Source organism: Micromonospora chalcea, assembly GCF_002926165.1.
GTDB classification, from domain to species: domain Bacteria; phylum Actinomycetota; class Actinomycetes; order Mycobacteriales; family Micromonosporaceae; genus Micromonospora; species Micromonospora chalcea.
The window spans coordinates 66,754-73,550 of sequence record NZ_MAGP01000112.1 but is presented as its reverse complement, the minus strand read 5'-3'; the positions used below and the strand labels follow the sequence as shown (position 1 = coordinate 73,550).

Here is a 6,797-nt window from a genome sequence, read left to right as displayed (position 1 = left end):
GCGTGAGGATGCTCGCCTCGGGCGGGCAGGCGAAGCGGATGGGGGCGGTGGGGTGGGTGCCGAGGCCGGCGGAGACGTGCAGCCACGAGTCCGAGCCGGGCCAGCGGTGCAACCCGCGCGCCATCGAGCGGGGCAGCCCGCAGTTGGTCACCAGCGCGCCGTACCCGGGCACGCACACCTGGCCGCCGTGGGTGTGCCCGGCGAGCAGCAGGCCGAAGCCGTCGGCCGCCATCCGGTCCAGCACCGCGGGCTCGGGGGAGTGGGACAGCGCGATCGACAGCGCCGCGTCGCCGCTGACCCGCCCGGCCACGGCGTCGTAGTCGTCGCGCTCGATGTGCGGGTCGTCCACGCCGACCAGCTCGATCTCCCGCCCGCCGGCCTTCAGCGAGGTGCGCGCGTTGTTCATGTCGACCCAGCCGGCGCCGGTGAGGATGTCGCGTAGTTCCTCGTACGGCAGGGGCGTGCCCTCGGTGTATTCCCGGTCCGGCAGGAAGTAGGTGAAGGGGTTCTTCAGGACCGGGCCGGTGTAGTCGTTGGAGCCGAAGACGAACGCGCCGGGCAGGTCGAGCAGCGGTTGCAGCGCGCGCAGCACGCCCGGCACCGACTCCGGGTGGGCCATGTTGTCGCCGGTGACCACGACCAGGTCCGGGTCGAGCGCGGCCAGCGAGGCCACCCAGTCCTGCTTGCGCCGCTGGGCGGGCATCATGTGCAGGTCCGAGAGGTGCAGCACCCGCAGCGGTTCGGCGTCGGTCGGGAGCACCGGCACGTCGTACCGGCGCAGGGTGAACATGTTGCGCTCGATGAGCGACGCGTACGCGAGGGTGGCCGCCCCGGCGGCGACGGTTCCGGCCGCGAGACGGAATAGTGTGCGCTTTCGCATGGCGTTCAGGGTAGTTTCACCGTCCATGAGCACGCTGAAGGACCGTCTCACCGCCGACATGCGCGCCGCCCTGAAGGCGCGCGACGAGCTGACCACCTCCACGCTTCGCATGGCCCTCGCGGCCGTGGGCAACGCCGAGGTGGCCGGCCGGGAAAAGCGCGAGCTCAGCGACGACGAGGTGCTCGCGGTGCTGGCCAAGGAGGCGAAGAAGCGCCGCGAGGCGGCAGTGGCGTTCGCCGACGCCGGGCGCGCCGAGCAGGCCGGCAAGGAGACCGCCGAGGGTGAGGTGCTGGAGCGCTACCTGCCCAAGCAGCTCTCCGACGAGGAACTGGCCGAGCTGGTCTCGGGGGCGCTCGCCGCGGGCGGCTTCACCGGCAAGGCGCAGATGGGCCCGGCCATGAAGGCCGCCCAGGCCGCGGTGGCCGGCCGCGCCGAGGGGGGCCGGGTGGCCGCCGAGGTACGCCGCCAGCTCGGTCTCTGACCGTCCCGTAGACCTAAGAAGAAGCGACGGCCACCCCCTTCACGGAGGTGGCCGTCGCTTCGTCCGGGATCAGTTCCCTGGTCGTCCTGGCCGGCCGTTACCCGGTCCGCCCGGGCCACCTGGCCGGTCCGGCGTCGCGGTGCCGCCCTGGTCCGAGTCGCCCTTGCCGGAGCTGACCTCGATCATGACGACGCCGCCCTTGATGGTGCGCCCGTTCGGGCTGGTGCCGGCCGCGGTGCCCGCCGGGCACTCCGACGCCACCTTGTTGCTGGAGACCACCGGCTCGAAGCCGGCGCCCTTGAGCCGGGACTTCGCGCTCTCGATGGACGCGCACTTCACATCCGGGATGGACCGCTGGTCACCCAGGACGATCTTGCCGCTGGGCGGGGTGAAGTTCTTCCGCTCCTTGCCCTTCATGGCGTCCCGCAGCGTCTCGTAGACCGCCGGGTTGATGCCGGTGGGGGTGTCGTGGCCCATCTTCTGGTTGGTCTGCGGCCAGTCCGGGTCGGCCATGATGCCGGCCACCGCGTACTGCTTGGTCATCGCGACCAGCGAGGAGGTCTTCTCCGAGTCGGTGGTGCCGGACTTGCCGGCCACCGGCGCGTCGACGATGTTGCGGACGTTGCCGGCGGTGGCGGTGCCGCACTTCGTGGTCGAGGAGCGGTCACCCACCGGGCAGCGGGCGGCGTCCACCGCGGCCCGGGCCACCTCGGTGCTGATCCGCTGCTCGCAGCGCGGGTTCGCGACGTCGAGCTTCTCGCCCTCCGGGCCGCGGATCTCCTGCACCGGGATCGGCTCGCAGTACTTGCCGTCGGCGCCGAGCGTCGCGTACGCGTTCGCCAGCTCCAGCGGCGTGGTCTGCGAGACGCCGAGGCTGAACGCGCCCCACTGGTGCGGGTTGGCGGCGAGCAGCGCGTCGCCGGACGAGCGGAACGAGATGCCGAGCTTCTGCGCCGCCTTCACCACGTTCTCCGCGCCGACCCGCTGCTGCAGGTCGATGAAGAACGTGTTGACCGAGAAGCCGAAGCCGCTCCACATGTTGTGCATGCCGGCCATCGAGGCGTTGGCGTTCTTCGGGCAGTACTTGTTGGTGCCCGGGCAGGCGGCCGGCGAGTTGAACTCGACCGGGTAGTTCGACTTGAACACCGGCTGCGCGTTGATCGGGTAGCTGAGCGGGTAGCCCTTCTCCAGCGCGGCCACCAGCGTGAAGATCTTGAAGGTCGAGCCCGCCTGGTAGCCGGCGATGCCGGGGCCACCGGTGATCAGCGGGTTCACCGTGTTGGGGTAGTTGCCCCGGATCTTCTTCTTGGCCTTCTTCGGGTCGCTGGAGATCTTGTTCTGCGGGTCGTCCGGGTCGTCGAGCTTGAAGTTGCGGTTCACCGCGACGGCGCGCACCCGGCCGGTGCCGGGCTCGACGGCGGCCACCATCCGGGCCGCCTTGCTGCTCTCGCCCAGGTTCTTGCGGACGGCCTTGTCGGCGGCCTTCTGCGCCTGCACGTCGAGCGTGGAGATGATGGTGTAGCCGCCGCTCTTGAGCCGCCGCTCACGGTCGTACGAGGTGGCGCCGAACGTCTCCTGCTGCAGCCACCAGCGGTAGAGGTAGTCGCAGAAGAAGCCCCAGGAGCGGGTGGTGGTCTGGGTGCAGCCGTTCGGGGTGCGCTTGCCCTTGACGACGAGCTTGACCTTCTTGGCGGCGTCCGCCTCCTGCTGGGTGATCGCCCCGATCTGCACCATGTTGTCGATGACGTAGTCGCGCCGGCCGACCGCCTCGGGGTAGCCCGCGGGGGTGGTCGGGTCGAACGCGGTGGGCGCCTTCACCATGCCGGCGAGCATGGCCGACTCCTGGATGTCCAGCTTGCTCGGCGGCTTGTTGAAGTAGACCTGGCTGGCCGCCCAGATGCCGTACGCGCCGTTGCCGAACGCGGCGATGTTCAGGTAGCGCTCCAGGATCTCGTCCTTGGAGAGCTCCTTGTCGATCTGCAGCGCCAGGCTCATCTCGCGCAGCTTGCGGGCGCTGGTGTCCTCGGTGGCGGCGACCACGTCGGCCGGGTGGGTGGCCGAGTAGGAGATGGCCAGCCGGACGTACTGCATGGTCAGCGTCGACGCGCCCTGCCGGGAGGAGCCGGCGGACTGGTTGTTGACGAACGCCCGTGCCACACCGTTGAGGTCCACGCCGTTGTGCTTGTAGAAGTCGTGGTCCTCGGCCGCGATGATGGACTTCTGCATGTGCGGCGAGATGTCCTTGAGCTTGACGTCCTTGCGGTTCTCGTCGTACATCGTGGCCAGCACGGTCTTGCCGTCGGACGCGAGCAGCTTGGTCATCTGCGGCGACCGGGCGACTGTGAGCTCCTTGGGCAGCGCGCCGAATGTCTCCGAGCCGGCCTTCGCGGCCAGTCCGGTCATCGCCACCGCGGGGAAGGCCGCCGCAGCGACCACCACTCCGGCCAACAGGCCGCAGATCAGCAGCGATGCGGCGTTGGTCAGCACGTTGTGGTCACGTTTCCGCATCCAGGTCACCTCGACAGGGTACGCGAGCAGGGATCGGCGGGCGCGCGGGGAACTTTCCCCATTTCCTGCATGCGCCGGCCTCGTTGTGCTAAACGCACGAGCCCTGGTCCTGGGTTGCGTGAGATCCGGCGGAAGTCTCTCTGAAACCCGGGAGGGGCGCAGCGTTTTCACGTACCCGGGCGGGGTAGACGCCGGGCGAAAGCCCGGGAAGCCGGGAGTGTCCGGAATGATGGATTTCGCCGACAGCGTTGCGTAATCGGGCGACTACACAGCATGATGGTGGCGGCGAAGGCAGCCGTGCGTCGTTCGTGCCGCCCTGGGGAGGCCGGCGCGGACGACCGGGGGGAGTTCGAGGGCTGCTCGCACGAAGTCGGTAGGTACTGCAAGGGGGGACGTGTACAGATGGGCATGATCACTGACTGGCCGTCACTGGCGGCATGTCAGAACGGAGACCCGGACGCGTTGTTCGTACAGGGCGCCGAACAGAACGTGGCGAAGAGGATCTGCCGGAGCTGCCCAGTTCGGTACGAGTGCCTGGCCGACGCGCTCGACAACCGGATCGAGTTCGGTGTGTGGGGCGGCATGACCGAGCGCGAGCGCCGGGCGTTGCTGCGCCGTCACCCGCAGGTGACCAGCTGGCGCAAGATGTTCGAGGCGGCCATGAAGAAGAACGCCAAGGAGAAGGCCGGCAAGGACAAGGTCCTGGTGACCACTGCCACCTGACCGCCAGGTCAGCTCCGGCTGATCGCCTCGCCGATCGTCCGCAGCCCGTCGACGTCGTGCACGTCGGCGGGCTGCGCGGCCACCGACACCGCCGGCACCGCCGGGAACGCCTCGGTGAACCGGGCCGCCACCTGCTCCTCGCGTACCGCCTGCTGGGCCAGCGCGGCATGCGCGCGCAGCACCTCGACGGTGCCCTCGTGCCCGCCCGCCGCGGCCAGCCGCTCCGCGGCGGCCAGGCTCTCCGCCGCGGACAGGGCCGCCGCCGGCCGGTGCACCCGGTTGAGCACCAGCCCGGCCAGCGGCATCTGCTCTTCCCGCAGGCGACCCGCGAAGTAGGCGGCCTCCCGGACCGCGTCCGGCTCCGGGGCCGCGACCAGCAGGAACGCCGTCTCCCGGGCCTGCAGGATCCGGTACGTCTGCTCGGCCCGCTGCCGGAACCCGCCGAACATCGAGTCGAGGGCGGCGACGAAGCCGGACAGGTCGGTGAGCAGTTGGGCGCCGAGCACCTTCTGCACCACCTTGGAGAACATCCCGAAGCTCGCCGTCACCAGGTTGAACATGCTGCGTCCGCCGGTGCGCGCCGGGGCCAGCAGCAGCCGCAGCATGCGGCCGTCGAGGAACCGGGACAGGCGGGCCGGAGCGTCCAGGAAGTCGAGCGCGGACCGCGACGGCGGCGTGTCCACCACGATCAGGTCCCACTCGCCCCGGGCGTGCAACTGGCCCAGCTTCTCCATCGCCATGTACTCCTGCGTGCCGGCGAAGGTGGAACTCATGGCCTGGTAGAACGGGTTGGCGAAGATCTCCGCGGCCTTCGCCGGGTCGGTGTGCTGGAGCACCACGTCGTCGAACGTGCGCTTCATGTCCAGCATCATGGCGTGCAGCTCGCCGCCGCTGGCCTCGACGTCGATGCCCTTGACCTGGCGGGGTGTGTTGTCCAGCTCGGTCAGGCCGAGCGACTGCGCCAGCCGGCGGGCCGGGTCGATGGTGAGCACCACGGTCCGGCGGCCGTGCCGCTCGGCCGCGCGCAGCGCCAGCGCCGCGGCGGTGGTCGTCTTGCCCACGCCGCCCGCCCCGCAGCAGACCACGATCCGTACACCGTCGTCGGCGAGGATCTGGTCGACGTCAAGCGGAGGCGCCGCGTCTTCGGAAGGCACCAATCGAGCGTATCGGTCCCGAGGGGCACTCTGCTCCGTGCCGGTCGCAGGTGTGAGTCAATCCGCCCGGACGAGGGTCTCGGCGAGCGCCTCCAACCCGGCCCGGTCGACTCCTCCGGGCAGCAGCGGCAGTTCGATCATGGGCAGGCCCAGCTCCACCAGGTCGCCCCGGAGCGAGTCCTCCAGCTCTCGGCGTACCTGCTGGTCGTGGGCCTCCTCGACGAGCCCGGCCACGGTCGGGCCGTCGGTCGGCAGTCCGGCGGCGGCGAGCCCACGCTCCAGCTCGGCCGCGGTCACGGCCCGGCCGGCCGGCACCGGCGGGCGGACGCCGTTGACGATCACCCGGCCGACCGGGAAGCCGAGCTGGGTCAGCTCGGCGACCGCGTCCAGCGTCTCCTGGACCGGCATCTCCTCCAGCAGCGTGACCACGTGCACGGCTGTCATCGGCGACCGGAGCAGCGCGGAGACGCCCTCGCTCTGGGTCTTGATCGGGCCGACCTTGGCCAGCCGGGCGGTCTCCGCTGTCACGTTCAGGAAGCGGCCGATGCGTCCGGTCGGCGGCGCGTCCAGCACGACCGCGTCGTACGTCCGGCGCGAGCCGCTGGTCCGGGTGGTCGCCTCCTTGACCTTGCCGGTGAGCAGCACGTCGCGCAGACCCGGCGCGATCGTGGTGGCGAAGTCGATCGCGCCGAACTTGCGCAGCGCCCGGCCGGCCGCGCCGAGCTTGTAGAACATGTCCAGGTATTCCAGGAGCGCCGCCTCGGCGTCGACCGCCAGCGCCCGCACCTCACCGCCGCCGGGCGCGTCGGCGAGGTGCCGCTCCTCGTACGGCAGCGGGTCGGTGCCGAAGAGCTGGGCGATGCCCTGCCGGCCCTCCACCTCGACCAGCAGGGTGCGCCGGCCCCCGGCGGCCAGGCCGAGGGCCAGCGCGGCGGCCACGCTCGTCTTGCCTGTGCCGCCCTTGCCGGTCACCACGTGCAGGCGGGCCGGCCATCTGCCGGCGGACTCGGCCGGCTGCTCACTCGCTGCCACCCGTCGAGCCTAACCAGCC

At 70.9% G+C, this 6,797-nt stretch carries 6 protein-coding genes; 2 read left to right on the top strand and 4 right to left on the bottom strand.

Features of this window, described 5'->3' with window-relative positions:
* Window positions 1-880: metallophosphoesterase (locus BAW75_RS15700; RefSeq protein ID WP_104114024.1), on the bottom strand; the 880-nt coding region annotated here is incomplete at its 3' end.
* Window positions 881-905: 25 nt separating this feature from the next.
* Here BAW75_RS15700 and BAW75_RS15695 point away from each other — a divergent pair.
* Complete coding sequence (locus BAW75_RS15695) at window positions 906-1,361, top strand: GatB/YqeY domain-containing protein (protein ID WP_043327855.1); 456 nt, start codon at window positions 906-908, stop codon at window positions 1,359-1,361.
* A gap of 69 nt (window positions 1,362-1,430) precedes the next feature.
* On the opposite strand, the gene BAW75_RS15690 is transcribed toward BAW75_RS15695, so the two are convergent.
* On the bottom strand, window positions 1,431-3,869 hold the full coding sequence (locus tag BAW75_RS15690; protein WP_104114028.1) for a transglycosylase domain-containing protein: 2,439 nt from the start codon (window positions 3,867-3,869) through the stop codon (window positions 1,431-1,433).
* Window positions 3,870-4,271: 402 nt separating this feature from the next.
* Here BAW75_RS15690 and BAW75_RS15685 point away from each other — a divergent pair, with 402 nt between their 5' ends.
* Window positions 4,272-4,592, top strand: a complete 321-nt coding sequence (locus BAW75_RS15685) for a WhiB family transcriptional regulator (RefSeq protein WP_043327856.1) — start codon at window positions 4,272-4,274, stop codon at window positions 4,590-4,592.
* Window positions 4,593-4,600: 8 nt separating this feature from the next.
* Here the strand turns inward: BAW75_RS15685 and bagB are convergent, their stop codons facing one another.
* Together bagB and bagA are read right to left on the bottom strand one after the other, a co-directional pair.
* Window positions 4,601-5,749, bottom strand: a complete 1,149-nt coding sequence (gene bagB, locus BAW75_RS15680; protein WP_174535410.1) for an ArsA family ATPase — start codon at window positions 5,747-5,749, stop codon at window positions 4,601-4,603.
* A 54-nt stretch (window positions 5,750-5,803) separates the two neighbouring features.
* Complete coding sequence (bagA, locus tag BAW75_RS15675; protein WP_104114023.1) at window positions 5,804-6,778, bottom strand: ATPase BagA; 975 nt, start codon at window positions 6,776-6,778, stop codon at window positions 5,804-5,806.
* Window positions 6,779-6,797 lie beyond the last annotated feature (19 nt).

Coding starts and splice junctions, on each gene's coding strand:
- BAW75_RS15685 (WP_043327856.1), top strand. CDS start 4,272: ATGGGCATGATCACTGACTGGCCGTCACTGGCGGCATGTCAGAACGGA.
- BAW75_RS15690 (WP_104114028.1), bottom strand. CDS start 3,869: ATGCGGAAACGTGACCACAACGTGCTGACCAACGCCGCATCGCTGCTG.
- BAW75_RS15695 (WP_043327855.1), top strand. CDS start 906: ATGAGCACGCTGAAGGACCGTCTCACCGCCGACATGCGCGCCGCCCTG.